The organism is Cellulosilyticum ruminicola JCM 14822 (assembly GCF_001311925.1).
GTDB classification, from domain to species: Bacteria; Bacillota; Clostridia; order Lachnospirales; family Cellulosilyticaceae; genus Cellulosilyticum; species Cellulosilyticum ruminicola.
Map to the genome: position 1 here is coordinate 1 of NZ_BBCG01000147.1, position 2,018 is coordinate 2,018.

Below are 2,018 nucleotides of genomic sequence, written 5' to 3' on the forward strand. Positions count from 1 at the left end.
GTTTTGTTAGCAGTTTATGTCCTGCTGACTTGATTAATAATACACTATTCCATTACATACGTCAACACTTTTTATCAACTTTTTTTTATTTTTTTCATTTTTCTTCTAAAACCACTATATTTATACTAATAATCATTAATATAGTCTTCCATAAACTAACATATATTATATATTAATAGTTCCATATTTTTTATATTACACCTTTCTATTCTTCCATTTTAAACCTAGCCCCCTATACAACTTATATTCATACATTCTTTAATCTATATATCATTTATTCTAATGTGTTGTATCACCATATTTACGCTACTACCCTTTATTTTTGTTTCCTTGTATCATTATAATTTGTCCACTTATGCCTATTATAGGAATACTCGTTAGTAATATTAATATGTAAATATAACATATCATTAATCTTAATACTTAATGGTAAAAGTAAAAAACCTCAAATTCTTAACTTAGAACTTGAGGTTTTTAAAATAAAAAGAGCGCGAGACGGGACTCGAACCCGCGACCCTCTCCTTGGCAAGGAGATGCTCTACCAACTGAGCCACTCGCGCATAAATCTGGCAACCACTTACTTTCCCAGGCCGTCTCCAGCCAAGTATCATCAGCCGCTTAGGTCTTAACCGACGTGTTCGGGATGGGAACGGGTGTGTCCCCTAAACGCATCATCACCAGAAAATATTTCGTTTTCTCAACGACATCGTTTATTCTATACTACTTGCTTACTCATGTCAATATGTTTTTATATTTTATTATAATAAACAAGTAGCAGTACCTATAAACCCTTGGCTATAGATACTACTATTTATTCTTTATCTTATGTTACTTGATGCCTTCTTGTTACTTCAAATAACTAATCTTTTTTATTGTAGTCTCTATCTCTTTAAATCGATTACATTTTGAATTAAGGCTTTACATTTGCCATAGTCTTCCCCTGTTCCCGCTCCTGTAATTTCTCCAACTTTCTCCACTGTATCTGCACCATTTTTAACTGCTTCTACTACAGCTGCTAATGATATTTCTCTGCATCCACATACAGATGCTAAGATTTTTTCGATATCGCCATTTACTCTATTGTACTTTATCTATATATGATATGTATTTATCTCCTTTTCAATAATATCTACTGTTTCATTAAGAGACTTCTTATTTTTATAATATGCTTCTACTTCTTATTCCATAATATTTTTAATAACCGGGTCTACACGCTTTATAACCTGTGCTTTTTCAAACTCTTTAAATGCTTTTTCCATTTCATTTCTATAACCAAATGTAATGAAATCATATTTAGATTCTATCTTTCCATTAGCATTATAGTAATAGCGTATATAGCTTACATTATTGTATCTATTATGATTATTATTAAGTACTATTTCTTTAAGTGCCTTTCTATTAGTTGGAAGTCCCTCATTATAATCATACCCCTGCATATTTTCTTGTAATGCTATACGAATAAGCCCTTTAGCAGCTTCTTGATTACTACTACTTTGATTTCCCCCTATAATCTGATCTACCTGTGCTATATTTCTTAAGCCTTCTATTTCACCTACTTCTATACATTTTGTTGCTCTCTCTAATGTATAGGCGATTGCTTGTAATTCTCTTGGACTCATTATCTTTTCAAAATCTACTTTCATTGTATTTGTTAATAAACTACTTGTACTGTCACATTCTGTATAAAAACCTCCTTCTAATAAAGTCAAACTTTTTATAGACCCTAGACATTTTGCCCATTCTTCTTTATTCACTTTTCCTTATAAACAGCGCCTACTTCTGAATAATCTGAAGATAATAAGTAGAGGGCTCCTTCTATTATCTTTTCTAAAATATCAGCGTTTGTATCTATTCTATGGATTCCTGTCTCTGTAGCTATAAATGCGGCATCTTTGTTATTAGAAATATATTACACTGCTTCTAGGATCACAGTTAATTCTTTCTATGGTTTTCTCTTTTTCATATGTCTCTAAGCTATAAATAGAATTGTTACTATGATTATTTAATTCTTATATAAC

At 31.0% G+C, this 2,018-nt stretch carries 2 protein-coding genes, 1 tRNA gene and 1 rRNA gene; all 4 read right to left on the reverse strand.

What is annotated here, in order from left to right:
* Positions 1–487: 487 nt before the first annotated feature.
* The 4 genes from JCM14822_RS18480 to JCM14822_RS18495 all read right to left on the reverse strand — a co-directional run bounded on the left by JCM14822_RS18480 (position 488) and on the right by JCM14822_RS18495 (position 1,754).
* Positions 488–560, reverse strand: a tRNA-Gly gene (locus tag JCM14822_RS18480).
* A 4-nt stretch (positions 561–564) separates the two neighbouring features.
* Positions 565–682 (reverse strand): 5S ribosomal RNA (rrf, locus tag JCM14822_RS18485).
* Between the two features lie 199 nt (positions 683–881).
* Entirely contained in the window at positions 882–1,091 is a 210-nt protein-coding gene (locus tag JCM14822_RS18490; RefSeq protein WP_083461573.1) for a (2Fe-2S)-binding protein, read from the reverse strand.
* An 87-nt stretch (positions 1,092–1,178) separates the two neighbouring features.
* On the reverse strand, positions 1,179–1,754 hold the full coding sequence (locus JCM14822_RS18495; protein ID WP_054744106.1) for a hypothetical protein: 576 nt from the start codon (positions 1,752–1,754) through the stop codon (positions 1,179–1,181).
* Between the last annotated feature and the right edge of the window lie 264 nt (positions 1,755–2,018).